General features: G+C 69.5%; 30 protein-coding genes. 10 read left to right on the top strand and 20 right to left on the bottom strand.

Annotation, left to right across the window (positions count from 1 at the left end):
• Nucleotides 1–78: 78 nt before the first annotated feature.
• Nucleotides 79–408, top strand: a complete 330-nt coding sequence (locus ACWEKR_RS12800) for a hypothetical protein (RefSeq protein WP_195084129.1) — start codon at nt 79–81, stop codon at nt 406–408.
• Nucleotides 409–600: 192 nt separating this feature from the next.
• Here ACWEKR_RS12800 and ACWEKR_RS12795 read toward each other — a convergent pair whose 3' ends face one another.
• From ACWEKR_RS12795 to ACWEKR_RS12785, 3 genes are all read right to left on the bottom strand, one after another.
• The gene (locus ACWEKR_RS12795; protein WP_039802162.1) at nt 601–1290 is read right to left on the bottom strand and encodes a response regulator transcription factor; all 690 of its coding nucleotides are present in this window, start codon (nt 1288–1290) and stop codon (nt 601–603) included.
• Entirely contained in the window at nt 1287–2522 is a 1236-nt protein-coding gene (locus ACWEKR_RS12790; protein ID WP_452354623.1) for a sensor histidine kinase, read from the bottom strand. The genes ACWEKR_RS12795 and ACWEKR_RS12790 overlap by 4 nt, the downstream gene beginning before the upstream one ends.
• 141 nt (nt 2523–2663) lie before the next feature.
• Complete coding sequence (locus tag ACWEKR_RS12785; protein ID WP_452354622.1) at nt 2664–3062, bottom strand: winged helix-turn-helix transcriptional regulator; 399 nt, start codon at nt 3060–3062, stop codon at nt 2664–2666.
• 91 nt (nt 3063–3153) lie between these two features.
• Here ACWEKR_RS12785 and ACWEKR_RS12780 point away from each other — a divergent pair, with 91 nt between their 5' ends.
• Nucleotides 3154–3813, top strand: coding sequence for an NADPH-dependent F420 reductase (locus ACWEKR_RS12780; RefSeq protein ID WP_452354621.1), 660 nt, complete (start codon nt 3154–3156; stop codon nt 3811–3813).
• Between the two features lie 11 nt (nt 3814–3824).
• On the opposite strand, the gene ACWEKR_RS12775 is transcribed toward ACWEKR_RS12780, so the two are convergent.
• From ACWEKR_RS12775 to ACWEKR_RS12740, 8 genes are all read right to left on the bottom strand, one after another.
• Nucleotides 3825–5126: an RNA polymerase sigma factor gene (locus ACWEKR_RS12775; protein ID WP_452354620.1), complete on the bottom strand. Its 1302-nt coding sequence runs from the start codon at nt 5124–5126 to the stop codon at nt 3825–3827.
• 15 nt (nt 5127–5141) lie between these two features.
• Nucleotides 5142–5561, bottom strand: a complete 420-nt coding sequence (locus ACWEKR_RS12770) for a YciI family protein (RefSeq protein ID WP_159841588.1) — start codon at nt 5559–5561, stop codon at nt 5142–5144.
• 189 nt (nt 5562–5750) lie between these two features.
• Nucleotides 5751–7808 carry a CocE/NonD family hydrolase gene (locus tag ACWEKR_RS12765; RefSeq protein ID WP_452354619.1) on the bottom strand — a complete coding sequence of 686 codons (2058 nt, stop codon included), beginning with the start codon at nt 7806–7808 and terminating at the stop codon, nt 5751–5753.
• A 214-nt stretch (nt 7809–8022) separates the two neighbouring features.
• Nucleotides 8023–8760, bottom strand: a complete 738-nt coding sequence (locus ACWEKR_RS12760) for a phosphoglyceromutase (RefSeq protein WP_195084135.1) — start codon at nt 8758–8760, stop codon at nt 8023–8025.
• 82 nt (nt 8761–8842) lie between these two features.
• The gene (locus tag ACWEKR_RS12755) at nt 8843–9733 is read right to left on the bottom strand and encodes an ROK family protein (RefSeq protein WP_452354618.1); all 891 of its coding nucleotides are present in this window, start codon (nt 9731–9733) and stop codon (nt 8843–8845) included.
• Nucleotides 9734–9799: 66 nt separating this feature from the next.
• Entirely contained in the window at nt 9800–10294 is a 495-nt protein-coding gene (locus ACWEKR_RS12750) for a type III secretion system chaperone family protein (protein ID WP_195084494.1), read from the bottom strand.
• A 5-nt stretch (nt 10295–10299) separates the two neighbouring features.
• Entirely contained in the window at nt 10300–11736 is a 1437-nt protein-coding gene (mshA, locus tag ACWEKR_RS12745; RefSeq protein ID WP_452354617.1) for a D-inositol-3-phosphate glycosyltransferase, read from the bottom strand.
• Nucleotides 11737–11813: 77 nt separating this feature from the next.
• Nucleotides 11814–12635, bottom strand: a complete 822-nt coding sequence (locus tag ACWEKR_RS12740; protein WP_452354616.1) for an alpha/beta fold hydrolase — start codon at nt 12633–12635, stop codon at nt 11814–11816.
• 70 nt (nt 12636–12705) lie between these two features.
• On the opposite strand from ACWEKR_RS12740, the gene ACWEKR_RS12735 reads away from it, so the two are divergent.
• Nucleotides 12706–13443, top strand: a complete 738-nt coding sequence (locus tag ACWEKR_RS12735; RefSeq protein WP_452354615.1) for an SDR family NAD(P)-dependent oxidoreductase — start codon at nt 12706–12708, stop codon at nt 13441–13443.
• A 126-nt stretch (nt 13444–13569) separates the two neighbouring features.
• The gene (gene mscL / locus ACWEKR_RS12730; RefSeq protein WP_452354689.1) at nt 13570–14043 is read left to right on the top strand and encodes a large conductance mechanosensitive channel protein MscL; all 474 of its coding nucleotides are present in this window, start codon (nt 13570–13572) and stop codon (nt 14041–14043) included.
• A gap of 6 nt (nt 14044–14049) precedes the next feature.
• Here mscL and ACWEKR_RS12725 read toward each other — a convergent pair whose 3' ends face one another.
• Complete coding sequence (locus ACWEKR_RS12725; protein WP_452354688.1) at nt 14050–15273, bottom strand: L,D-transpeptidase; 1224 nt, start codon at nt 15271–15273, stop codon at nt 14050–14052.
• Nucleotides 15274–15354: 81 nt separating this feature from the next.
• Nucleotides 15355–16449, bottom strand: coding sequence for a UDP-N-acetylmuramate dehydrogenase (locus tag ACWEKR_RS12720; protein ID WP_452354614.1), 1095 nt, complete (start codon nt 16447–16449; stop codon nt 15355–15357).
• Nucleotides 16450–16648: 199 nt separating this feature from the next.
• On the opposite strand from ACWEKR_RS12720, the gene ACWEKR_RS12715 reads away from it, so the two are divergent.
• The 3 genes from ACWEKR_RS12715 to ACWEKR_RS12705 all read left to right on the top strand — a co-directional run bounded on the left by ACWEKR_RS12715 (nt 16649) and on the right by ACWEKR_RS12705 (nt 18553).
• Nucleotides 16649–17134, top strand: a complete 486-nt coding sequence (locus ACWEKR_RS12715; RefSeq protein WP_452354613.1) for a DUF2505 domain-containing protein — start codon at nt 16649–16651, stop codon at nt 17132–17134.
• A 121-nt stretch (nt 17135–17255) separates the two neighbouring features.
• Nucleotides 17256–17777 carry a DUF2505 domain-containing protein gene (locus ACWEKR_RS12710; protein ID WP_159841570.1) on the top strand — a complete coding sequence of 174 codons (522 nt, stop codon included), beginning with the start codon at nt 17256–17258 and terminating at the stop codon, nt 17775–17777.
• Complete coding sequence (locus ACWEKR_RS12705; protein ID WP_452354612.1) at nt 17747–18553, top strand: class I SAM-dependent methyltransferase; 807 nt, start codon at nt 17747–17749, stop codon at nt 18551–18553. The genes ACWEKR_RS12710 and ACWEKR_RS12705 overlap by 31 nt, the downstream gene beginning before the upstream one ends.
• Before the next feature lie 11 nt (nt 18554–18564).
• Here ACWEKR_RS12705 and ACWEKR_RS12700 read toward each other — a convergent pair whose 3' ends face one another.
• Nucleotides 18565–19119: a type IV toxin-antitoxin system AbiEi family antitoxin domain-containing protein gene (locus tag ACWEKR_RS12700; RefSeq protein ID WP_452354611.1), complete on the bottom strand. Its 555-nt coding sequence runs from the start codon at nt 19117–19119 to the stop codon at nt 18565–18567.
• 153 nt (nt 19120–19272) lie between these two features.
• On the opposite strand from ACWEKR_RS12700, the gene ACWEKR_RS12695 reads away from it, so the two are divergent.
• Nucleotides 19273–19995 (top strand): LmeA family phospholipid-binding protein, encoded by a 723-nt coding sequence (locus ACWEKR_RS12695; RefSeq protein ID WP_452354610.1) that lies wholly within the window; start codon nt 19273–19275, stop codon nt 19993–19995.
• Between the two features lie 68 nt (nt 19996–20063).
• Here ACWEKR_RS12695 and deoC read toward each other — a convergent pair whose 3' ends face one another.
• Complete coding sequence (gene deoC / locus ACWEKR_RS12690; protein WP_452354609.1) at nt 20064–20732, bottom strand: deoxyribose-phosphate aldolase; 669 nt, start codon at nt 20730–20732, stop codon at nt 20064–20066.
• 154 nt (nt 20733–20886) lie between these two features.
• Here deoC and ACWEKR_RS12685 point away from each other — a divergent pair, with 154 nt between their 5' ends.
• Nucleotides 20887–21429 carry a GNAT family N-acetyltransferase gene (locus ACWEKR_RS12685; RefSeq protein ID WP_452354608.1) on the top strand — a complete coding sequence of 181 codons (543 nt, stop codon included), beginning with the start codon at nt 20887–20889 and terminating at the stop codon, nt 21427–21429.
• Between the two features lie 82 nt (nt 21430–21511).
• Here the strand turns inward: ACWEKR_RS12685 and ACWEKR_RS12680 are convergent, their stop codons facing one another.
• Entirely contained in the window at nt 21512–21805 is a 294-nt protein-coding gene (locus ACWEKR_RS12680) for a PIN domain-containing protein (protein ID WP_452354687.1), read from the bottom strand.
• Nucleotides 21806–21862: 57 nt separating this feature from the next.
• Between ACWEKR_RS12680 and purU the strand changes: the two genes are divergently transcribed.
• Nucleotides 21863–22753, top strand: a complete 891-nt coding sequence (gene purU / locus ACWEKR_RS12675) for a formyltetrahydrofolate deformylase (RefSeq protein ID WP_159841558.1) — start codon at nt 21863–21865, stop codon at nt 22751–22753.
• 19 nt (nt 22754–22772) lie between these two features.
• Here the strand turns inward: purU and ACWEKR_RS12670 are convergent, their stop codons facing one another.
• The 4 genes from ACWEKR_RS12670 to ACWEKR_RS12655 all read right to left on the bottom strand — a co-directional run bounded on the left by ACWEKR_RS12670 (nt 22773) and on the right by ACWEKR_RS12655 (nt 25468).
• A complete protein-coding gene (locus ACWEKR_RS12670; RefSeq protein ID WP_452354607.1) occupies nt 22773–23816 on the bottom strand; it encodes an alpha/beta fold hydrolase in 1044 nt (347 codons plus the stop codon).
• A 92-nt stretch (nt 23817–23908) separates the two neighbouring features.
• Nucleotides 23909–24199: a DUF2516 family protein gene (locus tag ACWEKR_RS12665; RefSeq protein WP_040870424.1), complete on the bottom strand. Its 291-nt coding sequence runs from the start codon at nt 24197–24199 to the stop codon at nt 23909–23911.
• A gap of 82 nt (nt 24200–24281) precedes the next feature.
• Entirely contained in the window at nt 24282–24965 is a 684-nt protein-coding gene (locus ACWEKR_RS12660; protein WP_452354606.1) for a heparin-binding hemagglutinin, read from the bottom strand.
• Entirely contained in the window at nt 24962–25468 is a 507-nt protein-coding gene (locus ACWEKR_RS12655) for a helix-turn-helix domain-containing protein (protein WP_159841552.1), read from the bottom strand. Before ACWEKR_RS12655 ends, ACWEKR_RS12660 begins: the two co-directional genes overlap by 4 nt.
• Nucleotides 25469–25526: the final 58 nt, after the last annotated feature.

Below are 25526 nucleotides of genomic sequence, written 5' to 3'. Positions count from 1 at the left end.
CCGTGGGCTGCCCGGTTCGGCGGGTGGTTCACCCCGTCGCCATGCGAGCTTTACCCGGATCGGGTTTGATGTGCCGTTATGTCCAAGAAACTTCTCACCGTGGCGACCATCGCCCTGGGCGCCGCCCTCTCGCTGACCGGAGTAGCCCACGCCGAGCCGAACGGCGATCCGCACAAGTTCTACGACTTCACCACGGAGTTCGTGGCGGCCACCGACCCGGCCGCGGTCAACGCCAAGGCCGCGGGCAAGCTCCTGATCGCGAGTCCATACGGCACCTCGCACACCATCGCCTGCCGTGGCACCAACGCCGCGGACCTCTACGACTGCATGCAGGAAGACGATCTGGGCTGGATCACCCTGCAGAAGACCGAGACGCCGCTCGGCACCACCTGGATCTACTTGCCGTAGCCGCCTCTGCGCGTCTTCAGGCCGTACTGGTCGGGAGCGCGAAATTTGCGTTCATGTCCTGCGTTGGATGCCACGCACGTTCTGGGCGTCCCCGGCGAGTTACCCATGTGCTCACGAAATCGGTTGTTACGTTTCGTGAGCACATGGGGCGTCGGCGTGGATGGAGGCCGGAACCGACCTCGCTTGTGGGGTTTACGCTTCGAGTTTGTAACCGAGGCCGCGCACGGTGACCAGGTGTTCCGGCTTGGCCGGGTCCGCCTCGATCTTCGAGCGCAATCGCTTGACGTGCACGTCCAGGGTCTTGGTGTCGCCGACGTAGTCGGCGCCCCACACGCGGTCGATCAGCTGGCCGCGGGTGAGCACCCGCCCGGAGTTCCGCAGCAAGTATTCGAGCAGGTCGAACTCCTTGAGCGGCAAAGTGACCGGCTTGCCGTTCACCATCACGGTGTGCCGGTCGACGTCCATCCGGACCGGACCTGCTTCCAGCACGCCGCTCTCGTTGGAGCCTTCCAGCTCGTCGCCCGCGCCGCGGCGCAGCACGGCCCTGATGCGCGCGATGAGCTCGCGCGCGGAATACGGCTTGGTGACGTAGTCGTCGGCGCCCAGTTCCAGGCCGACCACCTTGTCGATCTCGCTGTCGCGCGCGGTGACCATGATCACCGGGACGCCGCTGCGGGTGCGCAACTGCTTGCACACGTCGGTGCCGCTCATGCCGGGCAGCATGAGGTCGAGTAGGACGATGTCCGCGCCGGACCGGTCGAACTCGGCGAGCGCGGACGGCCCGTCACCAACCACGGTGACCTCGAAACCCTCCTTGCGCAGCAGGAACGCGAGCGGATCGGCCAGCGACTCCTCATCCTCGACGATCAGAACACTCGTCATCTGCGTGCCTCCACACCATTCGGTCGGCCCGGCCCGGCGGGACGCGGGCTTGTTTCTTTCATGCCCACCACGGCGCCGTCGTGGTCGTCGTCGGCGCCTGCTTCGTGGTGGGCGGGTATGCGCAAGGTGAACGTCGATCCGGTGCCCAACTTGCTCCACAGGGTGATTTCCCCGTTGTGGTTGGCGGCCACGTGTTTGACGATAGCCAGGCCGAGACCGGTGCCGCCGGTGGCGCGGGAACGCGCCTTGTCGGACCGGAAGAAGCGCTCGAACACGCGCTCCTGGTCTTCCTTGGCGATGCCGATGCCGCGGTCGGTGACCGCCATCGCCACGTGATCGCCGCGCAGCGAGCGGCTCACCGACACGTGGGAGCCGGCCGGTGAGTAGGCGATCGCGTTCTCCACCAGGTTGGACAGGGCGGTGACCAGCAAAGTTTCGTCGCCGAGCACCTCGAGTCCGCTCGGGCGGTCGGTGCTGACGGTGATTCCGGCGGCTTCGGCGGCGGTGCGGGAACGATCTACGGCCTGCATCACCACGGTGTCCACATCCACCACCTCGAGTTCGGGCAGTTTCTCCGCGCCTTGCAGGCGGGAGAGCGCGATGAGTTCGGTCACCATTTTGCCGAGGCGGCGCGATTCGCCGAGCACACGCTGACCGAAGTGTCGCACGGCCTCCGGGTCTTCGGCGGATTCCAGCAGAGCCTCGGCGAGCAGGCTCATCGCGCCGACGGGGGTCTTGAGCTCGTGACTGACGTTTGCGACGAAGTCGCGGCGGGTGGCCTCCATGCGGGCCTGCTCGGAATCGTCGTCGGCGAACAGCACGGTGAACGTGGTCTCCTCGCGCGAGAGCTGCCGGGCGACGCCGCGCACCGCGATGCGGCCGCGACCGGGGACCGGATTCTTCGCGGTCAGGTCGAACTCGGCGGATTCGCCGGTGGCGAGCACTTTCTCCACCGCAGCCCAGGCCCGCTCGTCGAGCAGGCGATTGCGGACCAGCCCGAGTTCCTCCGCGCGCGGATTGACCAGCACCACGTCGCGGTACTCGTCGACGACGGCGATCCCGCTCTCGGAAGCGAGCACGATGAGGTCGAGGACCTGGGACATGGTGAGACCGGACTCGGCCTGCCTGCGCGCGGCCTGCCTGGCATTCACATACGGGATCAATAGCCCGCCGACTGCCAGGCCGACGACAGCCGCCAAGATGGCCAGCAGCACGGCCTGGGGAACACTCACCCTTGAATCGTACGGTCGCCGACCGGTCGGCCAACGCGGGGTACACGAAGTTTCGCGCAGGTCATAGCCCCTTCCGGCCCCGTTAGCCGCATGTTTACGCGCTGTTCGACACGGCGTACCCGCTGCGTATTCACCGACCGGTCAGTCTGCGTGGTCGTCGGCTCCGGCCAGCGCCTCGTTCACCGCGCGGCCGTGTTTGTCCACCCAGTCGCCGAGGGCGTAGATCGGGACGAGCAGGTCCGCGCCCGCGGCGGTCAGTTCGTACTCGACGCGCGGCGGCGCCTCGGCGTAGCGGCGCCTGCGCACCAGCGTCATCCGTTCCATCCGGCGCAGCGTCTGCGTCAGCATCTTCTGACTGATCCCGCCGATGGCCGTGCGGAGCTCACCGGGACGCATGGGGCCCTCGCGCAGCAGGTAGACGAGCACCGGCAACCAGGAGTTGCCGAAGATGTCCACCCCCATCCGGGCCGGGCAGTCGGATTCGAAGTCGCCGTAGGGCGCGAATTCCACCCGTTCGGCGGTGATCGGTTCTGCGCTCACTGCTCCAGCTTGCCAGCGCCGTTGCGCACCCCAGAGTGCCTATCGGAGTTCCTAGCCTCGTCGCCGGAAACCTTTCGAGTCAGGAGTTCGGATGCGAATCGGAATCATCGGCGCGGGCGCGATGGCGCGGGCGCTCGGCGGCGGCTGGCGCGCGGCGGGTCACGAGGTGCTGGTCGGCGCCCGGAACGCCGGGGCCGCCGCGGAACTGGCGGCCGGGATCGGCGCACAGCCCGGAACGATCGGCGACGCCGCGGTTTTCGGAGATGTGGTGTTGCTCGCGTTACCGGTCCCCGCGTTGCCGGAAGTGCTGCGCGCCGTCGGTGAGCTGTTGACCGGCCGCACGGTGATCGACTGCACCAACGCCTTCGCCCCGGACGCCGCGGCGCCCGAGGGAATCACCGCGTTCGTCCTCACCGAGGACGCTGTCGCCGAACGGATCGCGGCGCAGGCGCCGGGGGCGAAAGTGGTGAAAGCGTTCAACCTCTGCGCCGCCGAGGTGTGGCAGGCGGCGGCGCGCGTCTTCGACGAGCGACGCTTGGCGGTGCCGCTCTGCGGCGACGACGCGGCCGCGGTGCGAGCGGTCGCGACGCTGGCCGAAGACCTCGGCGCACAACCATTCCCGGCGGGCGGGCTGCACCGGGCCCGGTACCTGGAAGCGACATCGGTATTCGCCGTCGGCCTCTGGTTCGCCGGGCACGACGTCCGTGCGATGTTTCCGCCCTTGGCGGCCGCGTTCGCCGTCGCGGACTGACTGCCGGGCGCTCAGGCCGGATCGGCCGCGTCGAGGTCCGCGAGCTTACGCTCCAGCACCACCCGCTCACGCTGGTTGCCGCAAAGGCCGAGGGCGCGCTCCAGTTCGGTGCGCGCCTCCTGCGTGCGTCCCAGCCGGACGAGCAGTTCCCCGCGGACGCTCGGCAGCAGGTGCGACCGCGCGAGCGCGTCGGTGGCCGCCAGCTCGTCCACGATCGGCAACGCCGCGGCCGGTCCCTGCGCCATGGCGACCGCCACCGCCCGGTTGAGGTCGACCACCGGCGACGGCGCGAGGCGGCCGAGCGCCTCGTAGACGAGCACGATGCGCTCCCAGTTCGTCTCCTCGACCGACGGGGCGACGGCATGGCATTCGGCGATCGCCGCCTGCAAGCCGTAGGCGCCCAGCCCCCGGCCCGCCTGCTCGGCGCGGGCCAGCGCCGCCCGGCCCCGGCCGATCGCCGCGCGGTCCCAGCGGCGGCGGTCCTGGTCTTCCAGCAGCACCGGCTCGCCGTCCGGCCCGGTACGGGCGGGGAAACGCGCCGCGGTGAGCTCGAGCAGCGCCAGCAGGCCGTGTACCTCGGGCTCCTCCGGCATCAGCCGGGCCAGCACCCGGGCCAGGCGCAACGCCCCGCTGGCGAGGTCGAGCCGGATCAGATCCGCACCGGAGCTGGCCGAGGACCCCTCGGTGAAGATCAGGTAGACCACACTGAGCACCGAGCCGAGGCGCTCGGCCCGCTCGTCGGCCGGAGGCACGGCGAACGGCACCCGGGCCGCCGCGAGGGTCTTCTTGGCGCGCGTGATCCGAGCCTGCACGGTGGCGGCCGGAACGAAGAACGCCTTGGCGATCTCGTCGCTGGTCAGACCGCCGACCACCCGCAAGGTGAGCGCCACCCGCGCCTCGCGCGACAGCACGGGATGACAGGAGACGAACATCAGCGCGAGCAGGTCGTCATCGATGCGGTCCGGATCCCACAGCACGTCCTGGGCGTCGCGGACGGGATCGACCGCGGCGCCACCCGAGACGGCGCCGCCCTCGCCCAGGTCCCGGGCGAAGGCGGCGTATCTCTCGTCGAGGGCCGAGCGCCGGCGGAACGCGTCGATCGCGCGGCGGCGGCCGACGGTGAGCAACCACCCGGCGGGATGGCGCGGCACCCCCTCCCGCGGCCACGTCACCAGCGCTTCGGCCAGCGCCTCCTGCGCCAGGTCCTCGGCCAGCGCGAAGTCGCCGGTGTAGCGGGCGAGCGCGCCGACGATCCGGGCCGACTCGATCCGCCAGACCGCGGCGACCGCCTCACGGCCGGTGTGGTCGCCCATCGCCCCTCGATCCGCTCAGAGCTGACCGGTGGCTTCGCGCCACGCCCGCTCCTTCTGGACCCACACATTGTCCTGTGGGAACTCGTCGATCGTGGGAACCCGGCGGATCTCGGTCTTGAAGCCGGGGCCGCTGATCGGCATCCGCTTGGCCCACTCGATCGCCTCCTCCTTCGACGCCACGTTGAGCAGGTAGAACCCGCCGAACAACTCCTTCGTCTCGCCGTACGGGCCGTCGGTGACGACGGGGGTCTCAGCGGAGTAGTCGACGACCACGCCCTCGGCGGCGTCCTCCAACCCCTCCGCCGCGAGCAGCACGCCCGCCCGGATCAGCTCGTCGTTGAATTTGCCCATGGTGTCGAGCATCTGGTCGAAGTCGGTGTTCACCATCGTGGCGTAGGCCTCGTCGGTGGCGCGCATGATCAGCATGAACTTCATCGTTGTCTCCCTCTGGCTGTCCGGGTCCCTGACCGGACCCTCTCACCCATAGGTCGAACGGGAGATCCAGACGATCGACACACGCGCGGAAATTTTTTTCCGGCCTGTTTCCACAGACCCGGTCGGAGCGTGCGCCCTCACCCATACCCCGCGGCGTCAACCTTGATGCGCGAGGGCGCACGCCCCGGTCTACCAGCCCGGATTTCCCCGAACCGGGACGTTGACGAAGCTCGGACGAGCGGGATCCAGCTCCAGATGCTGCGGCCGCAGGCCGGTGTCGATCAGCATCGGCAGAATCGGCAGGCCCTTGGGGAAGTTGCCCGCGTACACGTCGACGCGCAGGCGATGGCCCGGCTGCAGGAGCGCCTCGGTGGCGGGCAGCGCGATGTCCAGCGTGGTCACTTCGCCCGGGACCGTCGGCTGCCGCTGGTCGAGCGAGGTGTACGGCCGCGGGTCGGTGTAGTCGCCGTTGGCCGACTTGCTGCTGTTGGCCTCGTCGATCGCGCGCAGTGAGGCCATGAGTTGTCCCGAGGACAGCACGGTGGACTGCCCGTCCGGCGCGACGTCGTTCACGGTGACCACCCAGTAGCCGTCGGCCGTGTCCTGGACAGTGTTCAGCCGCACCGCGATCCGCCCGGAGATCGAGGTCGGCTCGGCGACCGGGGCGCTGGTGAAGGTCAGCCCGTTGAGTTCCTCGATCCTGGAGTCCTTGGCGCAACCGTCGATGACCGCCAGCACACCGGCGGTGCCCTGAGCCGCGTCGTTGGAGCACAGGCTGGTCAGGCCGGGCGCGACCGTCAGGCGGGCGGGCTCGCCGCTGCCCTCGGGGCTGAGCGAACCGTCGTAGACGCTCGCGGCGGTGCCGCTGGGCGCGGCCGACAGATACATCCTGCGGTGCACCGCCTGTGCCGGATCCGCCGTAGCGCTCGGCGCGGCGAAGGAGTCGGTGGTGATCCAGCCGCCGCCCTGTTGGCGCAGAGTGATCGGGCCGTATCGATCGATGCCGTTGTCGACGTCCTTGAGCCACTTGTCGAACCACGCGCGCTGTAGCACGTCCAGCCGCGGCGGCAGGCCCGGTTTGCCGTACTCGTTGCCCGAGTTGAGGTGGTAGGTGTTGCCCATCAGCAACTGCTTCTGGCCCGGCGGCAGCGGAATCTCGTTGTAGATCTTCGATTCCGAATAGGTGAACAGGTCGTGCCAGCCGCCGGTGACGAAGGTCGGCGTCCGGATCCCGCCCGGATCGCCGAGCCAGTCCTGCCGCGGTGCCGAGCCGTCGGTCAGCAGTTCCTTGGCGCGCGGATCGAGGTCCTCCAGCCGCGCGGTGGTGTAGACGTTCAGCAGGACGTCCATGAACGTCAACGGGTCGCGGGCGCGGTCGGCCAGCCATGTGGTGTCCAGTCGACCGTTGAGCACCGAGGCCAGGTCGGGAATCAGCTTGAGACCGTTGATCGCGGTCAGCCACAGCGGGATGAAGTTGAAACCGAAGCCGCCGCCCGGCGCGAGCACGTCGTTGACCAGGTCGCTGCCCGGCACGACCGGGAAGATCGCCTGCAAGGCGGGCGGCCGCTGCTCGGCGGCCTGCACCTGGTTGATCCCGGAGTAGGAGATGCCGTTCATGCCGACGCGACCGTTGGACCACGGCTGCCGGGAGGCCCAGTCGATCACCTCGACGGTGTCCTGCTGTTCGCGCCCGCGCAGCATGTCCCAGACACCCTGGGAGAAACCGGTGCCGCGCACGTCGACGACCACCTGCGTGTAGCCGCTCTTGATCAGCTGCCGGTCGACGGTGAAGTTGCGCAACTCGCCACCGCCGAACGCCTTCGTCAGATCGGTGACGCCGGACAGCGGGGTGCCGCTCATGTCGATCTGCCGGAAGAACTCGATCAGCGCGTCGGACAGGCCGGGGATCGACTGCGCGTGATCGGCCAGGTTCGAGACCAGTTTGGTGTACGGCGTGAGGTTGACGATCGTCGGCGTGGGCGCGTCGACAGGGCGGCCGGAGGCGTCGGCGGGGCGGTAGACGTTGCCCTTCAAGACGGTCCCGTCACTCATCGTGATGGGGACGTCCCACTGGATGTAGATGTTCGGGAACTGCTGAGGGCCGTCCTGGGTGGCCGCCCAGGACGCTCCCGCGGCGCCGCCATCCGGACCGGTGGGCGGCGCGACGGCATCGGCGCCGCCGGCGAGGAAGGGAACGAGCATCGTGACGGCAACTGCCGCCACCGTGGCCCGCAACGCGTGCTTCATCGGACGTGATCCACCTCTCGGCTGGTCGAACGGACCAGAGTGTACCTATCTACTTGCCGGTAAAAACAGTGGGTAACTTAATTCGGCGCGGCCGCGTCGCAGGTCGATGTCATCCCACCGGCGTGTCGCCCGGCAACGCTTTCGCCCGCGGGAAAACGACAACGCGCCGCCACCCCTGCGGGTGACGGCGCGTTGCGGATTCGCGTTGTGCGGGCTATTTGCCGCCCTGCCCGGCGACAGCGGCGGCTCCGGCGGCGGCCGCCTCGGGATCCAGGTACTCGTGCGGGCGCACCGGGCGCAGGTTCTCGTCCAGCTCGTAGCGCAGCGGGATGCCGGTGGGGATGTTCAGGCCGGCGATGTCGTCGTCGGAGATCCGATCGAGGTGCTTGACCAGCGCGCGCAGCGAGTTGCCGTGCGCGGCGACCAGCACGGTCTTGCCGGACAGCAGGTCCTTGGAGATGGTCGACTCCCAGTAGGGCACCATCCGGTTGACCACGTCCAGCAGGCATTCGGTCTTCGGGACGTCGATGCCCGCGTAGCGCGGGTCGCCTTCCTGGCTGTACTCGTTGGTCGGGTCGATCGGCGGCGGCGGGGTGTCGTAGCTGCGACGCCACAACATGAACTGCTCGTCGCCGTACTTCTCCCGGATCTGCGCTTTGTTCTTGCCCTGCAACTCGCCGTAGTGCCGCTCGTTGAGCCGCCAGTCCCGGATCACCGGGATCCAGTGCCGGTCGGCTGCGTCCAACGCGATGTTCGCGGTGGAGATCGCGCGGCGCAGCAGCGAGGTGTAGACGACGTCCGGCAGGATGCCGTGCTCGGCCAGCAGTTCCCCGGCGCGCTTGCCCTCGGCGATGCCCTTGTCGGTCAGGTGCACGTCCACCCAGCCGGTGAACAGGTTCATGGCATTCCATTCGCTCTCGCCGTGGCGCAGCAGCACGAGGGTGTACGTCATGCGGTCATCCTCCCATGCGCGCTCGACCGGGTCGCATCGGTTCCCGCCGGCCCGCCCCCGGCCCGCGCGGGAAAGCGCGAAGTCAGACGGGTTCGTCGACGGCGAGCACCCCCGCGCCCGCCAGGGTGGCGCCGTGGGTGATCTCGGAGAGTTCCACTCGCAGCCCGCGCAGGAACTTCAGTCCGGCGTGCGCGTCCAGCGCGGCACGTAGCGGATCCCACAGCGGCGCACCGGATTGCGCGAAACCGCCGCCGATCACCACCCGGTCGACGTCCAGCACAGCCGCGGCCGAGGCGATGGCCGCGCCGAGCGCGGTGCCCGCCCGGCGCAGTGCGGCGACGGCGAGTTCGTCGCCCGCGTGCGCGTCCGCGGCCAGTTGCGCGCCCGTCGTGCCGGACCAGCCCTGCTCGCGCGCCCAGCGCACCGACGACATGCCGCTCGCGACCGCTTCGACGCAACCACGGCCACCGCACCCGCAGGGCGTGTCCCAGCCGGGCACGACGATGTGGCCCACGTGCCCGGCATTACCGGTGCGCCCGAGCAGTACCTTCCCGTCCGCCAGGATCCCGCCGCCGATCCCCGACGACACCGTCATGGCCAGTGCGTCCGGCACCCCGCGCAGCGCGCCGAGGCGATGTTCGGCCAGCGCGAGGCAGGCGCCGTCGATGGCGAAACGAATCGCGGCGGCGGGAAACAGCTCCTGCACGGCGGCGACCACCGGGAAGCCCGCTTTCCACTCCGGAATGTTCAACGGACCCGTGACGCCGGTCCGCACGTCCACCGGTCCCGCCGCACCGATCCCCACCGCGGTGACGGATTCCCCACCGGCCACCGCCAGCAGCAACTCGCGACAGGTGTCCCACACACGGGCGGCCGGCACGTCCACCCGGCGCACGTCGCGCACTTCGGCGCCGGGGCCTACCACCCCGGCCGCGAACTTCGTCGCGCCGATGTCCAGAGCGAGAATCGCCAACGCCGTGTCCCTCCGCCGATCCGAACGCCTGCGATTGTCACCCGGCCGGCCGGGTCCGGCGACCGGCTACGGCTTGTCGGCGGAGTCGACCAAGTGCTCGAAGGCGCGCAGGTTCTGCAGCGACTCGCCGCGCGAGACGCGCCACTTCCATTCCCGTCGAATGGATTCCGCGAAGCCGAGTTCCAGCAGCACGTTGAAGTCGGCGTCGACGGCCTCGAGAATCTGCCCGAACACGCGGTCCAGTTCGTCGGCGGTGACGGCGTGCGCGGACATGCGGCCCACCAGGTAGATGTCGCCCACCCGGTCGAGGGTGTAGGCGACGGCGTAGAGCCTGCGGTTGCGGCGCAGCAGGAACTTGTAGACGCCCTCGAAGTTCTCGTCCGGTTTGCGGCAGACGAACGCCTCGAACCGCACGCCGTGCTTGCCCACCGTGACCATCACCGTGGTTTTCAGCTTGCGCTCGCCGGGCAGGACGACGACGAACGTCTCCTCCCCCGGCCGGGTGTACTCGATCTCCCTGTCGCGCAGCGTCTCATCGATCAGCTGCGCGGTCACCTGTATCTCGTTCACCGGCGTACTCCCATCCGGCGCCGCCACAGCGCCCGCGATCTGGACTGGCTGGTCTCACCGAGCAGGGCGGCGGTCCGTTCACCGGCCGGGCCGGTGGCGACCCGGTCGTAGGCATCGTCGCGTACCACGCTGTGCGCGAGGCCCCGGCCGCCGAGCCCGGCCCGCTCGTCCCGGAAACCGGCCAGAGCCGCGGCATAGCTGGCGAGCAGCCCGTCGGCGGTGTGCGCCCAGGAGAAATTGGCCGCGTGCGCGACGGCCTGCTCGCTCATCCGCCGCAGCCGGTCGGGGTCGTCCAGCAGGTGGCGCAGCGCGTTCGCCCAGTCCGCGGTGCGATGTCCCGGGACGAGCAGGCCGGACACCTCGTGCCGTACGGCCGTGCCCAGACCGCCCACCTCGGCGGCCAGCACCGGAGTACCGCTGGCCTGCGCTTCGATCGCGACCAACCCGAAGGACTCGTTGTAGCTCGGCACCGCCACCAGGTCGGCCGCGCGGTAGATCTGCACCAGTTGCCGCGGCGGCTGCGGGGGCAGGAAGCTGACCCGCTCGGCGATGCCGAGCTCGGCGGCCAGATCGATCAGCGCGTGGGGCCGCTCCAGTCCGCTGCCGGACGGACCGCCCACGATCAGCACGCGCAACTTGCGTTCCGGGTCGGCGCGCAGCACCTCGGCCGCGGCGCGCACCAGCACATCGGGCGCCTTCAACGGCTGGATGCGGCCGACGAACGCGACGATCTGCTCGTCGGCGGCGAGTCCGAACTCGGCGCGGGCGGCGGCCTTGTCGCCGGGGCGATAGCGGGTCAGATCGGCGCCGGGCGGGACGATGTCGATGCGCCGGGGATCGGCGCCGTACAGCTCGACCAGCTGACGGGCCTCTTCGGCGGTGTTGGCGACCAGCCGATCGGATTCCGCGATCACCTGCTTCTCGCCGATCTCGCGGGTCGCGGGCTCGGGACAGTCTCCTTCGGCCAGCGCGGCGTTCTTCACCGCCGCCAGCGTGTGCGCGGTGTGCACCAGCGGCACCCGCCAGCGGTCCCTGGTCAGCCAGCCGACCTGGCCGGACAGCCAGTAGTGCGAGTGCACCAGGTCGTAGTGACCGGGCAGATGCCTGGCTTCCTGCCGCAGCACCTCGGCGGTGAAGGGGCACAGCTGGGTGGGCAGATCGTGCTTGTCCAGCCCCTCGAACGGGCCCGCCACCACGTTGCGCACCAGCACGCCGGGTGCGGCCTCTTGGACGGGTGGAACGTTGGACGCCGTGGCCCGGGTGAAGATCTCCACCTCGGTGCCGCGCCGGGCCAGTTCGACGGCCGTCTGCAGGACATAGACGTTCATGCCGCCCGCGTCGCCGGTGCCCGGCTGGGCGAGTGGTGAGGTGTGCACCGATAACACGGCGATACGGTTCGGCCGTAGGCCCGGGCGCTGGCTCACACTATCCATAGTGCACGTTGCGTTCCCCGGCCCAGACACGCTATCCGCGGCAAGTGAGAGCTATCACACGGCAGACATGAATCCGATCACAGGCTCTCGGCGAACGCACCGACCTCGGCGACGAAGCGCGGGCGGTCTTCGATGAACAGCCCGTGCTGGGCGCCTTCCCAGAACGACGCGCGTGCGTCCGGGGCGGCCTCGACGATGTAGCGGCCGTTCTCGACCGGCACCACCCGGTCGGCCGTCCCGTGCAGCACGAGCACCGGAACGTCCAGCGTGCGCAGCGTCTCGGTGTTGTCGACGGTTCGGTAGAACAGCGCTTTGCGCACCGCGGGCGGGGTGGCGAGACTGGCCCCGAACAGGCGCTGGGCGTCCGGGCCCTTGTCCGTGCCCGGTCCGGTGTTGGCGTTGCCGAACACGCCGAAGGCGCGCACCGCCCGTCCCGCGCTCTCCTCGAAGACACCGGGGATGGCCTCGCGCATCATGTCGCCGGTCGCCGCACCCGGGACACCGGGACCGATGTTCGCCATCGAGCCGGTGTAGACGACGCCCGCGACGGCGTCCGTGCCGTACGCGGTCAGGTAGTCCGACAGCACGATCCCGCCGTAGGACCACCCCAGCAGCACCGCGCCGGACGCGATGCTCTCGGCCGCCAGCACCGCCGCGACGTCGGCCGCCCAGTTCTTCGGATCGTCGTAGCCCGCCGCGGGCGCGTCGGAGTAGCCGTGGCCGCGCAAGTCGACGGCGATCACCCGGAAACGCGCCGCGAGGTCGTCGGCGGCCGCGCCCCAGCAGCGCAGATTCGCCGACCAACCGTGCAGCAACACCAGCGGCCTGCCGTGCGCCGGACCGCTCACCCGGTAGACGATGTTCGTTCCGTCCGCACTCACCACGTCCCGAATAGCCATGTCCCGAGGCTAACCGCGCGCGGTGACCGGGCCGCACCCGGCAAACGTCGCGCACCTAGGATCTCTGGACATGAGCACTCGCATCGCCGTCGTCACCGGAGCCAGCTCGGGGATCGGAGAGGCCACCGCCCGCGAGCTGGCGAAGCAGGGCTTTCACGTCTACGTCGGTGCGCGCAGGCTCGACCGTCTGCGCCGCCTCGCCGACGAGATCGGCGGCACCGCAGTAGAACTCGATGTCACCTCGGACGAATCGGTGCGCGCCTTCGGCGAAGCGGTCGAGCGCGTCGACGTGCTGGTCAACAACGCGGGCGGCGCCAAGGGGCTGGCTCCGGTGGCCGAGGCCGACCTGGACGACTGGCGTTGGATGTGGGAGACCAACGTGCTCGGCACGCTGCGGGTCACCAAGACCCTGCTGCCGAAGCTGATCGCCTCCGGCGACGGGTTGATCGTCACCGTCACGTCGGTGGCCGCGTTCACCGCCTACGACAACGGATCCGGATACACCTCCGCCAAGCACGCGCAGGCGGTGCTGCACCGGACGCTGCGCGGCGAGCTGCTCGGGCAGCCGGTGCGATTGACGGAGATCGCTCCCGGCGCGGTGGAAACCGAGTTCTCGCTGGTGCGCTTCGGCGGCGACGCCGACCGGGCGGCCAAGGTCTACGAGGGCATCGACCCGCTGGTCGCCCAGGACATCGCGGAAGTCATCGGGTTCGTCGCGTCGCGGCCGGCGCACGTCAACCTGGACCAGATCATCATCAAGCCGCGGGATCAGGCGGACGCGGGTCGATTCGCCCGCCGCACCGCATAGCTCGAGCGAACGATTCGGCCGGCGCCTCGGTGCGGCCGCGAATCGCCGGGACTTCGCTGTTCGCCCGGAGCCGCTAGCATCCACGCAGCCGCAAGGTAAGGACATCGGATGGGAGTGATTCGGCTCATGTTCAAGGGCTTCAAAGAGTTCCTGATGCGCGGGAACGTCATCGACCTCGCGGTCGCCGTCGTGATGGGCACCGCGTTCACCTCCGTGGTGACCTCGGTGACGAAAGGCGTCGTCAATCCGCTGCTCGCGGTATTCGGCAGCACCAACGAACTCGGCCTCGGCGTGCAGCTGATCCCCTCCAAGCCCGCCACCTTCATCGCCATCGGCCCGATCATCACCGCCGCCATCGATTTCGTCATGGTCGCCGCGGTGCTGTATTTCGTGCTGATCCTGCCCATGAAGACGATCAAGAACCGCTTCGGCACCCCGAAGGCCGCCGAGCCCACCCAAGTCGAGCTGCTGACCGAGATCCGCGACCTGCTCGCCGAGCGGCACGACGCGATCCGCGCCGAACGCGCCGCCAACCGCGAAGTCGAAGCGGAGCATTCGGACGACGACGAGGCCGAATCCCAGGATGTGAAGGTCCGCTAGAACCGATCAGCGCGCTCCCGCCGGCTGCGGCGGCAAGGGCGTGGCGGAGACCACGGCCGACGGCGCGCCCTGCAACGCCGACATGGTCTTCCAGGTGCTCCAGTCGATGGTCCAGTCGTAGAGGTCGCCGTCGGCGGCCGACAGCGGAATGGATGTCCCCGTCACCTCGACCGGATCGCCGTACAAGGCCGTGGGGAAATACGCCTGGGCGTCACCGGGCGAGAGATTGATGCATCCGTTGGTGACGTTCGCCGATCCTTGCGCGGACAGTGATTCCGGGTTGGCGTGGATGAATTCGCCGTTGTTGGAAATGCGTACCGCCCAACGCTCGCGGACATTGGTGTAGTACGGCGGATTCGACATCATGAAATCCTCGTACTTCTCCGTGACCACGTGAACGCCGGAACGGGTCACGTTGCGCGGTTCGTTGCCCTCGCCGTAACTGACCGCGAAGTCGAACACCACCTGCCCGTCGCGCACCACCTGCATGCGGTGGCTCGGTGCGCTCGCCTTGACGATCTGGCTGCGGCCGATGCGGAAATCCGTGGTCAGATCGGAATCGCCGTAATTGCCGCCGCCCAGGTCGAGTCCGTAGAGCCGGGCCGAGACGTGCACGCTCGTCCCCGGCGTCCAATAGTTCTTCGGACGCCAGTGCAGCCGGGAGCCCCCGTCGTCCGGGAACCAGGCCCACGCGCCCTCGGTCGGCGGGTCGGTGGTGATGGTCAGTGCTTTCTCCACCGCCGCCTTGTTCGCGACGGAGGACTTGAACTGCAGGATGATCGGCGCCGCGATACCGACTTCCTGATGGTCGCCGATATTCAGCGTCGCGGGGACGGTGCTCTTGGGCGCGAGGGTGCGAAACGAGCCGTCGATCGGGATCGCCTTGCCGTCGGTGCCGACGGCGGTACCCGACCAGGTGTAGGTGGCGCCGTAGCCGAGCGGCTCGGTGATGGTGAAGCGGCGCCGGTCCGGCGCGAGTTCGCCGCGAACCTGCTTGCCCGCGGCGTTGGTCAGCGCGACCTGATCGATGGCGCCGTCGCTGATCGTCACCGACACCGGCGCGGTCGGGTTGACGTTCGCCGCGTCGTCGGCTGGGTTCAACGTCGCTTTCGCGATCGGGCCGGCGGCGGAACTCGGCTTGCCGGAGTCGCGGTCGATCGTGCACCCGGCCGCCAAGGCGACGACCACCAGCAGGACGGCCGACACCACGGCAACCGATCGGCGGAGCATCGGGCGGTGGTTCACTTCGTCGAATCTACGCTCGACGCGTGCTCCATCCCGTCGTCGCAGCGTGTGGTGTCGGCCTCAGCGTCAGAGCGTGATGCCGACGGTGACCGGTTCCGGTTCCAGGCGGATCCCGAAACGCTCGGCGACGCCGTCACGGACCGTCCGGGCCAGCGCCACCAGATCGGCCGCACTGGCGGCGCCGCGATTGGTCAGCGCCAGTGTGTGTTTCGTGGACAGCCGGGCGGGCGCCCCGTCACCGGGGAACCCCTTGGCGAAGCCGGCCCGCTCGATCAGCCAGCCCGCGGAGAACTTGACCCCGTCCGGCGCCGGGTAGGTGGGAACCGCGACGTCGCCGACGTGCGCGGCGATCATGGCGCGCACCTGCGCCTCCCGTTCCGGCGCGACCACCGGGTTGGTGAAAAACGATCCCGCGCTCCAGGTGTCGTGGTCGGCGGGATCGAGCACCATGCCTTTGCCCGCGCGCAACCGCAGCACCGCGTCCCTGACCTGCGCCGCGGGCCGGGACTCGCCGTCCGCGGCGCCCAGCGCCGAAGCCAGTTCGCCGTACCGCAGCGGCACGCTGGAACCATCGCGGCGCAAGGCGAATTCGACCGCGAGCACCATGGCGTCGTCGCGATGCTTGAGCACGCTGGTGCGGTAGCCGAACCCGAGTTCGCCCGGTTCCACCCAGCGGATCTCCCCGGCGGCGCGGTCCAGCAGGCGAACGCGACGCAGCAGGTGCGCCACCTCCGCGCCGTAGGCTCCCACGTTCTGCACGGGCGTCGCACCGGCCGAGCCGGGAATCCCGGACAGGCACTCCAGTCCGCCGAGACCTGCGGCGATCGTCGCGCGCACCACGTCGTCCCAGTTCGCGCCGGCCTCGGCGAGCACGCCGCCGTCGCCGATCTCGACACCGGTGGTGGCGACCCGCACCACCACGCCGTCGAAGCCCTCGTCACCCACCAGCAGATTGGAGCCGCCCGCCAGCAGCAGTACCGGGACGGCCGCCGCATCCAGCGCGCGCACCGTCGCGACCAGCGCCTCGGTCGTCGCGCATTCGGCGACCAGAGCGGGGCCGCCCACCCGCAAGGTGGTCAACTCCGAAAGCCGCACGTCGGCGCGCAGCCGCGCACCGGTACCGGCGAGGAGGTCCGACGGCACCACTCGTGAAGTTCGCACGGTGCTCAACGGTAGCGTGCGCCCGGACGACCGCACGCTCGCGTATTCCGCCTCGCGCAGCTCGCAGACAGCACTCCGGAAGCTCGAATTGCCCGGTTGTAGCGCCCGCTGACAGCTAATCAACGGCATATTTCCACCGCTAGCGGCTCCGGCGGCACGACTCGTGCGGCTCGAACGTCACACGGTAGCGTGTGCACCCATGGCTACACCGCTCGCGTACACGGCCCGTTACTCCCATCCGCCCGCCGCGGTGCGCGCGGCGTTCGCGAACGACCAGTACTGGAAGGATCGCATCGCGGCGGTCGGTGGCCCCAACGCCCGGCTGGATTCGGTCACCGTCAGCGGTGACCAGGTGCGCGTCGAGATGGTGCAGGCCATCGCCGCCGACCAGCTGCCGCCCGCGATCACCGCGGTGCGTCCCGGTGATCTGATCATCCCGCGTGTCGAGCAGTGGACCGGGGACGCGGCCACCTTCGAGGCCCGCGTCGAGGGCGCGCCCGCCGAGGTGCGCGGCACCATCGGCCTGGCCGCCGAGGGCTCCGGTGCCGTCGCCACGGTCGACGGCACCATCGAGGTGAAGATTCCGCTGTTCGGCGGCAAGATCGAGAAGGCGATCGCGGAGCGCCTGACGGAGCTGCTGAAGAACGAGGCCGAATTCACCGATACCTGGCTCGCCGACCACTGATCCGCCCGGGGCGCGTGGGTATTGTTCCACGTCACACCATGCGGCCCCGGCATCCGTGGCTATTGGGCACTCCCCCCGCCCGCCGAGGTCGGCGCCGTCGCACCCAGTAACGTGTGAGCCCATGGCACGCCGATTGGACTACTCCGCCCGCTATCCGCTGCACACCACGAAAGAGCTGTACGCGGCGCTGTCGAACCGCGACTACTGGGAAGCGCGGATGGAAGAGATGCGGAAGCTCACTCCCGGCAACCAGGTGGTCCGGCTGGAGGCGGGCGACGGTGGCATCGACGTCGAACTGCATCATGTCCTGCCCCGCGACATGCTGCCGGAGATCGCCCAGACGGTGATGCGCAAGGATATGGTGATCACCCGCAAGGAGTCCTACAGCCCGTACGACGCGGAAGAGACCACCGGCAAGTACTCGGCGTCCATCCCGGCGGGGCCCGGCAGCCTCGGCGGCGCCATCCGCCTGTTCCCCACCGAGACCGGCTGCACCATGCGCTTCTCCTCGGAGGCGAAGGTGTTCATTCCCATGGTCGGGCCGCGCCTGGAACAGCTGATGCTGGTCAACCTGGTCGACCTGTTCCGTGGCGAGGCAGAGTTCACGGTGCGGTGGCTGGAAGAACAGCACTCCACTCGCTGACCAAACCGGTCGGCACCATCACCCGTGGCACCACCGCCGTCAACCGTCTCCGCCGCAGCGACCGCTGGCTGATCAACGACGAATTCGTCGCCGACCGGCTGCGTGCCGCCGCCGATCCGCTGGTGGTCGACCTCGGCTACGGCGCGAGCCCCTGGACCACGTTCGAGCTGGCCGCGCGACTGCGCACGATCCGCGCCGACGTGCGGGTGGTCGGGCTCGAGATCGATCCGCAGCGCGTGGTGCCCGGCCGCGACGGCGTCACCTTCGCGCGCGGCGGCTTCGAACTGGCCGGGTTGCGACCCGTTCTGGTGCGCGCCTTCAACGTGCTGCGGCAGTATCCGGAATCGGCGGTGCCGGAGGCGTGGTCGACCGTGCTGGCCGGACTGGCGCCGGACGGCCTGCTGGTCGACGGTACCTGTGACGAATTGGGCAGGCGGTGCGCATGGGTCCTGCTCGACCGGGACGGGCCGCGCTCGCTCACGCTGGCCTGGGACCCGTTCACCGTCGAGCGGCCCTCCGATCTCGCCGAACGCTTGCCTAAGGCGCTGATCCACCGCAACGTCCCGGGCGAACCGATTCACGCGCTGCTCGCCGCCGCCGATCGCGCGTGGGCCCACGCGGCGCCGATGGCGCCTTTCGGTCCTCGCGTCCGCTGGCGCTCGGCGGCGCGGGCGCTGCGCGCCGAAGGCTTCCCGATCCGCCACTACCGCCGTCGCCTGCGCGACAACGTGCTCTCGGTGCCGTGGCGGGCCGTCGCGCCGCTCGGTGCGGGCTGAGGGCCGGTTCGTCACGCTACGGCGAGCGCCTGGTATATCCGTCGCGCGGCGCGCGGCGACAAGCGCGACCCGGCGTCGGTGATCTCCTCGCCCGCGCACCGGCGGATGGCGACCGCGTCGGCGACCACCTCGTTCAAAGCCGCTTGGCCGATATCTGCCTCGGCCAGGTCGAGCACCGTGCGCACCGGCGTCGTCACCAGGAACGGGCCCGCCGATTCCACGTCGCCGTCGGCCAGCGACCGGCGCACCACCGCCAGCCGCGGCGTCACCGGCGGACGTCCCGTGCGCACCGACAGGTGCAGAAAACGCGGGGACAGGCTGCCGAGGCCGTGCAGTTCGGCCGCACTCTGGTGGGAGACGACCGCGGCGCCGTCGAACCAGGCCGCCCACATCGCGTATTCGTCGAGGGGGCCGTCCGGCCACCCCGCCAACCGCAACATGCCGGTTCCCGCCCTGGTCACCGAACCGTCGCCGAGGGCTGTGCGCACCCGCTCCCCGCACCCCGTGCGCAGCACCTGCCGAGTGGTGAAGAAACCGGCGTGCCGACCGGCCCAACGGCGCAGCACACGCCATCCTTGTTCCGCGGATCCGATCGCGCGGCTTGCCACATCGCCGGCCATGGAGATCAGGCTACGCTCGGATTTTGTGCTTCATGTCACATTCGAACCCCTCACCGCCTCCACAGAGACGGCTCAGAAAGGTCGGGAAGAATTTTGACCATGAGTACGAACGCAACCTCCACCTCGAGGATCACCCGGCGAGGCCTGCTGATCGCCCTGACCGTGGTAGCGGTTCTGCTCGCCACGGTGCTGGTCGGCGGCGAGGCCTACGCCAGGCACACGGTCTCGAACTGCATCAGCTCGCAGTTCGAGAAGGAAATGGGATCGAAGATCGACGTGGGCTTCGGGCCCAAGCCGATGCTGGTCACGTGGATCGACGGCAAGGTGCCGTCGGTGCGGGTGAACAGCGCCGACTCCAAGTTCGGCCCCGCCGTCGGGATGGGGGTGCACGCCGTCTTTCGCGACGTCGACGTCGCCGACCCCAACGGCAGCGTGATCGGCAGCTCCTCCGCCGACGTCACCTGGAGCAACGAAGGAATCAAGGAGACCCTCGGCGGCATGGTCAGCGGCGTGACCTCCTCGGCGGATTCCGGCATGCTGAACCTGGCGGTGCTCGGCGGCATCGCCGAACTCCAGCTGAAGCCGCAGATCGTGAACGGCGCCGTGCAGGTGGAAACGATGTCGGCGGAACTGCTCGGCATCGGCTTGCCCGCCGATTTCGTGCAGAGCATCGTCGACCTGTTCACCCAGAGTCTGCAGAGCTATCCGCTCGGCATGACGGCGACCGAGGTGAAGGTCACCGACTCGGGCGTCGACGTCCATCTGTCGGGTGGTCCTACCCGACTCGAGTCCGCAGGCAACAGCTCCGACATGCGCTGCTGAACACGCCCCGCAACAACTCCGGGATGCTCGGCGGCGAACCGGACAGCCGCGAAGCCGTCCGGCTCCGGTCAGGCCGGGAAGCCGTCGAGCACGTCGCGCGACCTGGACAGTCCGAGCCGGGTCGCGCCCGCCGCGATCATCTCCGCCGCCGCCTGCGCGGTCCGGATGCCGCCGCTGGCCTTGACGCCGAGCCGGCCGCCGACCGTCTCGGCCATCAATCCCACCGCGTGGGCGCTCGCGCCGCCCGCGGGATGAAATCCCGTGGAGGTCTTGACGAAATCGGCTCCCGCGCGTTCGGCGACCCGGCACACCTGCACGATCGCCTCGTCCGGCAGCGCGGCGGATTCGATGATCACTTTCAGCAGCGCCCGATCGCCCACCGCCTCGCGCACCGTGACGATGTCGGCGAGCACCGCCGTGTAATCACCCGCGCGGGCCGCGCCGACGTCGATGACCATGTCGACCTCGGCGGCGCCCTGGTCCACCGCGAGCCGTGCCTCGGCGCCCTTCACCAGCGAATGATGCTTGCCGGAAGGGAAACCGGCGACGGTGGCGACCACCAGCCCGGGCGCGCGCACCGGCAACATGGACGGCGACACGCAGATCGCGAACACGCCCAACGCCCGCCCGTCTTCGACCAGCGCGTCCACCTCGTCGCGCGTCGCCTCCGGGGCGAGCAGTGTGTGATCGATCATGGCGGCCACTTCGGACCTGCTCAGCGACGTGGAACTTGCCATGGGTCCAGAGTCTGGCACACCCGGCGCGAATTCCGTTGCGCGCCTGGCGGCACTTCCCGCACACTCGTAGCTGATGGCGCATCGGACAGCGGGACGCCGCGGTCGACCGACTAACGTGTGCGGATGGGCCTACTTCGTTCGGGAGGAGACGACCGTGCTGATCCGTCGCGAACGCGCCGACGACGCCGCTGCGATCGCGGCGGTGCATCGCAGCGCATTCGCCCCGCGCTATGCCGCTGCCGGCGCTTCCGGTGACCGGGTCGGCGCGGATCCGCCCGAAGTGGACTTGGTCGCGCAGTTGCGCAGCGACGACGGCTGGATCCCCACCCTGTCGCTGGTGGCGATCGAGCACGACAGCGTGGTGGGCCACCTGTGCCTGACCAGAGCCGCCGTCGGCCCGTTCCCGGTGCTGGCACTCGGCCCGATCGGCGTGCTCGCCGATCACCAAGGCGCCGGAGTCGGCTCGGCCCTCATGCACGCGGCTCTCGGCGCCGCCGACGCCCTCGACGAACCCCTGATCGGCCTGCTCGGCAGCCTGGAGTTCTACCCCCGCTTCGGTTTCGTCCCCGCCGCCCGCCTCGGCATCACCCCGGACGACCCGGCTTGGATCAGCCACTTCCAGGTCCGCTCCCTGTCCGCCTACGATTCCCGAATCGTCGGCGAGTTCCGTTACGCGGAGCCGTTTTACAACCTTTGAGCGCCACCTCCGGGTTCAGAGTCGGCGCAGACAACCCGAGCTCTGCGATACCCTGCGCGGCAGGAGTACCAGCGCGACGGCGCTAGGCCCACGGGTCGATGACGGGCACTCCGGCAGCTCGGAACGGCGCGGTATCGCGAGTGGCGACGGCCATCCGCGCAGCGCTGGCGGTAGCCGCGATATAGCCGTCGGCAGTGCCGATCGCGGCTCCACTGGCGCGGGCCGCGGCCATGAGTTCCGCATACACCGCCGAGGTGGTGACATCGAAAGCGAGGACTCGCCCTGCGAACAGTGGCAACACGCGAGCCTCGAATTTTTCGCGCAGGTTGTCTCGCCGCCTACCAGAAGACGGCGCTGAGCCGCAGAACAGCTTCACGCGCACCCGGGCGAAGGCGCGGCGATCGGCGAGCGGTGCACCTGGGAAGATGTACGCATGAGTTCCGCTTCTCCCGTTCTGGACGATCGCCGGTACGTGCTGACGCTCGGCTGCAAGGATCGTCCGGGCATCATCGCCGGGATCACGTCGTTCATCGCCGAGTTCGGCGGCTCGATCGTGGAGGCGGGGTATCACTCCGACGTGGAGACGGGCTGGTTCTTCACGCGCCAGGCGATCAAGGCCGCGACGGTGCCGTTCGGGATCGCGGAACTGCGGGACCGGTTCGCCGGGGTAGCGGCCGGCCTGGGGCCGGAGACCGAATGGCAACTGCTGGACTCCCGGTCGCGCCGCCGGGCGGTGCTGCTGGTCAGCAAGGACGGACACTGTCTGCACGACCTGCTCGGGCGCGCGGCCAGCGGTGAACTGCCCGCCACTATCGAGGCGGTGATCGGCAACCACCCGGATCTGGCTGCGATGACCGAGGCACACGGGGTGAAGTTCCATCACGTGCCGTTCCCGAAGGACCCGGCCGAGCGCGGTCCCGCGTTCGAGGAGGTCCGCGCCCTGGTGGACGCGCACGACCCGCACGCGGTGGTGCTGGCGCGGTTCATGCAGGTGTTGCCCGCCGAACTGTGCGAGCACTGGGCGGGCAAGGCCATCAACATCCACCACAGCTTCTTGCCCTCGTTCGTCGGCGCCCGCCCCTACCACCAGGCGTTCGCCCGCGGGGTGAAGCTGATCGGCGCGACCTGCCACTACGTGACCGCCGAACTGGACGCGGGCCCGATCATCGAACAGGACGTCATCCGCATCGATCACGCGGACGAAGTACGCGACATGGTCCGCCAGGGCCGCGACATCGAGCGGGTGGTGCTCGCGCGCGGGCTGCGCTGGCATCTGGAAGGACGCGTCCTGGTGCACGGCCGCCGGACGGTGGTGTTCTCCTGACCGGCGCGCGCTCGGCGCGTCAGCCCGCCAGGTCGGCGCGGGCGGACTTGCCCGCCGCGGCGAGGACGCGGGCGAGTTCCTCGTTGAACCGCTCGTAGGCTTCGACGTTGCCGAGATGGCCGGTGGGCAGCACTTGGTAGCGCACGAGGCTGCCGGTCTGCCGGAGCAACTCGACGATGCGTTCGGAGTGGACCGGCGGCGTCATGTCGTCGAACTGCCCCGACAGCACCGTCGTGGGCACCACCAGGCTCCTGGCCGCATCCCCGACGTCCATCGTGGCGAGCAGGAACCCGAACTTGGACCGCACCCAGGCCGGGCACGACCGCACGATGGCCATGCTGAAGTCCAGCAGGTCACCTTTCGCCGCGGTGCTGAGGATCTGGCGCGCGAACAGCCAGCGCACCGGCGCGATGGGCGGGAAGACGATCGGAGCGCCCAGGCCGAGCCTGCCGAACAGGAACGGCAGCGGCACTTTCAGTTGCAGCAGCCGCATCGGCCGGTTGAGCAGCGGCACCACCGTGGTCTCCAGGATCAGCCGATCGGCCGCGGTGTTGGTGAGCAGCACCGCGAGGGCTCGGCGCGCGACCTGCTCCGGGTGACGTCCCGCCCACGCCTGCAGCGTCATGCCGCCGAGACTGTGGCCGACCAGCACGGCCCGCTGCCCGGGTGCGAGCGCGGCGTCGAGCACCGCGGCCAAGTCGTCGGCCAGCAATTCCATGCTGAGCTCGCTCGAGCCGTATTCGCTCTCGCCGTGTCCGCGCTGGTCGTAGGCGATCACGCGATAATCGCCGGCGAACGCGTTGATCTGCGGGTTCCAGTACTCGAGGCAGCAGGTCCAGCCGTGCACGAGCACGACGACCGGCTTGTCCGGCGGACCGTAGGCGTGTACCCGCAGGCGCGCTCCGTCTCCGGCGCGGACCGGGATCACCTCGCGGGGCGCGGCCGGTGGATTGAACGCGGCGGTCTGGTAGGTACGCGAACGCAGGTCGGCGCTGTGCGCGGCGCGCAAGCTCCGGAGCAGTCCCGGGAAGCTCGTCAACGCGGTCGGCAGCATGGCACGCATCGGACACTCCTTTGTGTTACTGCCAGATACAGTAACCCCGATTCGCGCCGCTTGCTAGTGCAAGCACCCTTACCCGTCGGCAGACTTCCCTCTCACCAGCGCGGACCGCGCTGCACCTCGTCCACCTTCGGCCGCACATCGGCCAGGTAGACACCCGTGGCGATGATCGCCGCGAAGGACAGCAGGCCCAGCCCCGCGGGCGAGAGAAGAAGCACGAGCACAGCCGCCCCGAGAATCGCCAGCCAGATCGGCTTGGTCAGCTTGTCCACCGCGGTGAACGCGTCCGGACGCTGACGCACGGCGTGGATCAGCGCGAAAATCGTCGCACCGAGCGCCGCCAGCCACAGCACCAGCAGGATCATCCCGGTCAATCCGTGCACCATATTCACCCCACCCATCATAGAAGCAACGCCCCCGCGCACCAGGGGTGCGCGAGGGCGTCGAATCGCCTCAGCGGCGGGCCGTTCAGGCCTTCTTGGGCGCGGCCTTCTTCGCCGGAGCCTTCTTGGCGGCGGGCGCGGCGGCCTTCTTGGCCGGAGCCTTCTTCGCCGCACCGTTCGTGACGGGCGCCGGGGTGGACTCGGTGGTCACCTCGACGACCTCGGCCTCGACGACCGGCGCCGGGAGGAGGTCCGCCTCGGTTTCCACCTCGGTTTCCACCTTGGCCGGGCGGCCGAGCAGCCCGTTGACGCGCCCGACCACGTCCTCGGCGCGGCTCACGGCGTCGCCGTAGAGGGTCTCGACCTTGCCGATCCGCTCCTCGACGGCCTGGTTGGCGCGCAGCCGCTCGATGGTCTCCTCACCGCGGGCGGCGAGGTCGGCGTAGATGTCGAGCGCCTGCCGGTAGTACTTCTCGGCGAGGGCGCGCAGCTCCTCGGCGGTGAACTTCTCGCGCAGCTCGGCGAGGTCGTCCGGCAGCTCCGACGGCAGTACGGACAGCCGCTCGCGCAGCGAACCGAACTGCGACTGGACGTCGGCGGGGACGTTGGCGAAGCGCTCGCGCGCCTCCTCCACCCGGGCCTGCACCTCGGTGGCGGCCGCGCGCTCGCGCACCTGGGCGAACACGTCGTTCACGGCGGCGTAGAGGGCGTCACCCGCGCCGACGGTGGCGAGCAAGGGCTTGGTGACGGTGGCGTTCTTCTCGGTCATAAGGTTTCGTTCTCCTGGCGTGGCGGAGTGTCGGTTGTCGTGCGCGGAACGTCGCTGTCCCATACGTCCCCCCCTGCCTCGTTTCCTCCGTTTTCCCGGCGAAACGACTCATAGATGTCCAGCAGCACCTGCTTCTGCCGCTCACTGATCGATGTGTCGGCGAGCAGGGCGTCCCGGACCGGACTGTGCGGCCGCTGCTCGAGATAGCCGGCCCGTACGTACAAGACCTCCGAGGAGACCCGCAGCGCTTTCGCGATCTGCGTGAGCACTTCGGCGGACGGATTACGCAGTCCGCGCTCGATCTGACTGAGGTACGGATTGCTCACTCCCGCCAGCTGGGCGAGCTGACGCAGCGAGACTTGCGCGGCTTCCCGCTGCGCCCTGATGAAGCCTCCGATGTCGTGCGCCGCGTTGACGACGCGACCCGCTCGTTCTCCGACGCCGGACGAGTGCTCGTCCGATCTGTCGGTGTACTCGGCGGAAACCTCGGGCTGGTCTGCCATCACTCACCTTCTGGCGGTTGTACGGGTTCGATTCTAGGTCAGGGTGCTAGCTATTGCA

The organism is Nocardia sp. NPDC004573 (genome assembly GCF_053602135.1).
This window is presented reverse-complemented; position numbering and strand designations above follow the sequence as displayed.

Bases quoted from the DNA above. Each gene is read 5' to 3' on its own strand.
- ACWEKR_RS12800 (WP_195084129.1), top strand. From the start codon at position 79: ATGTCCAAGAAACTTCTCACCGTGGCGACCATCGCCCTGGGCGCCGCC.
- ACWEKR_RS12795 (WP_039802162.1), bottom strand. From the start codon at position 1,290: ATGACGAGTGTTCTGATCGTCGAGGATGAGGAGTCGCTGGCCGATCCG.
- ACWEKR_RS12780 (WP_452354621.1), top strand. From the start codon at position 3,154: ATGCGAATCGGAATCATCGGCGCGGGCGCGATGGCGCGGGCGCTCGGC.
- ACWEKR_RS12775 (WP_452354620.1), bottom strand. From the start codon at position 5,126: ATGGGCGACCACACCGGCCGTGAGGCGGTCGCCGCGGTCTGGCGGATC.
- ACWEKR_RS12770 (WP_159841588.1), bottom strand. From the start codon at position 5,561: ATGAAGTTCATGCTGATCATGCGCGCCACCGACGAGGCCTACGCCACG.
- ACWEKR_RS12765 (WP_452354619.1), bottom strand. From the start codon at position 7,808: ATGAAGCACGCGTTGCGGGCCACGGTGGCGGCAGTTGCCGTCACGATG.
- ACWEKR_RS12760 (WP_195084135.1), bottom strand. From the start codon at position 8,760: ATGACGTACACCCTCGTGCTGCTGCGCCACGGCGAGAGCGAATGGAAT.
- mshA (WP_452354617.1), bottom strand. From the start codon at position 11,736: ATGGATAGTGTGAGCCAGCGCCCGGGCCTACGGCCGAACCGTATCGCC.
- ACWEKR_RS12740 (WP_452354616.1), bottom strand. From the start codon at position 12,635: ATGGCTATTCGGGACGTGGTGAGTGCGGACGGAACGAACATCGTCTAC.
- ACWEKR_RS12735 (WP_452354615.1), top strand. From the start codon at position 12,706: ATGAGCACTCGCATCGCCGTCGTCACCGGAGCCAGCTCGGGGATCGGA.
- mscL (WP_452354689.1), top strand. From the start codon at position 13,570: ATGTTCAAGGGCTTCAAAGAGTTCCTGATGCGCGGGAACGTCATCGAC.
- ACWEKR_RS12725 (WP_452354688.1), bottom strand. From the start codon at position 15,273: ATGCTCCGCCGATCGGTTGCCGTGGTGTCGGCCGTCCTGCTGGTGGTC.
- ACWEKR_RS12715 (WP_452354613.1), top strand. From the start codon at position 16,649: ATGGCTACACCGCTCGCGTACACGGCCCGTTACTCCCATCCGCCCGCC.
- ACWEKR_RS12710 (WP_159841570.1), top strand. From the start codon at position 17,256: ATGGCACGCCGATTGGACTACTCCGCCCGCTATCCGCTGCACACCACG.
- ACWEKR_RS12695 (WP_452354610.1), top strand. From the start codon at position 19,273: ATGAGTACGAACGCAACCTCCACCTCGAGGATCACCCGGCGAGGCCTG.
- deoC (WP_452354609.1), bottom strand. From the start codon at position 20,732: ATGGCAAGTTCCACGTCGCTGAGCAGGTCCGAAGTGGCCGCCATGATC.
- purU (WP_159841558.1), top strand. From the start codon at position 21,863: ATGAGTTCCGCTTCTCCCGTTCTGGACGATCGCCGGTACGTGCTGACG.
- ACWEKR_RS12670 (WP_452354607.1), bottom strand. From the start codon at position 23,816: ATGCGTGCCATGCTGCCGACCGCGTTGACGAGCTTCCCGGGACTGCTC.
- ACWEKR_RS12665 (WP_040870424.1), bottom strand. From the start codon at position 24,199: ATGGTGCACGGATTGACCGGGATGATCCTGCTGGTGCTGTGGCTGGCG.
- ACWEKR_RS12660 (WP_452354606.1), bottom strand. From the start codon at position 24,965: ATGACCGAGAAGAACGCCACCGTCACCAAGCCCTTGCTCGCCACCGTC.
- ACWEKR_RS12655 (WP_159841552.1), bottom strand. From the start codon at position 25,468: ATGGCAGACCAGCCCGAGGTTTCCGCCGAGTACACCGACAGATCGGAC.